1 protein-coding gene is annotated in these 757 nt (G+C 61.7%); it reads right to left on the reverse strand.

Annotated elements, in window-relative coordinates; genetic code table 11:
* On the reverse strand, positions 1 to 629 hold a 629-nt coding region (istA, locus tag ACI3K3_RS25710; protein WP_404918951.1), incomplete at its 3' end, for an IS21 family transposase.
* Positions 630 to 757 lie beyond the last annotated feature (128 nt).

Genomic DNA, 757 nt, shown 5'->3' on the forward strand with positions numbered 1-757 from the left:
AGCCGATCGTTGAAAACGACCTCACGCGTTGCAGCGTCATGGTGCTTGACCAGCGCCCGTGCGTTGTCGAGCAGCACCTCCGCTGGCGTCCCGCCGAAGTATCGGAACGCAGTCTCGATGCCGTCCAGCCACGCTGATTGGCGCTCATGAAGGAAGGCCATCGCGAAAATCCGTCGCGAGTAGCCCAACGTTGCCACGAACATGTAGACCCGGGTCATCTCACCGCCGAGTTGCACCCGCTTCTCGCCGAAGTCGATCTGCATCTGATGACCGGGCGGCGTCTCGAACCGCATCGTCGCCACGGCCTCAGCCGCCAGTTCCTGCCGATAACCCGAAACCGCGCGCTCGACCGTGCGCAAGCTCACCCTCACACCCAGTTCCCGCGCCAGATCCTGACGGACCACATCTGCGTTGCCTCGATGTCGAAAGAAGCAATCGCGCAGCCACGCTTCATGTCCGTCGAGTTTGCTCACGCCTTTGCGGGGACTTCGGTATTCCTGCCAGCCGCCCGCGTCGACGTAGCGCTGTACCGTCGTGCGCGAGCAACCAAACTCCCGCGCAATGCGCCGGCTTCCCCAACCGAGCTTGTTTAGCCTCAGCATCGCCGTCACCTCATCAGGCTCGAGCATCATATCTCTCCGCGCAGACACTGCGGAGATTGTCGCATTATCCAGGCTACTCATCAGTCCCTCCTCATTCAGGAGGGGGGCCCAGTTCTATTTGTCGCTACCGGCCCAGTTTTGCATGGCGCCTGACA

It is taken from the genome of Novosphingobium sp. ZW T3_23 (assembly GCF_044987305.1).
Taxonomy (GTDB): domain Bacteria; phylum Pseudomonadota; class Alphaproteobacteria; order Sphingomonadales; family Sphingomonadaceae; genus Novosphingobium.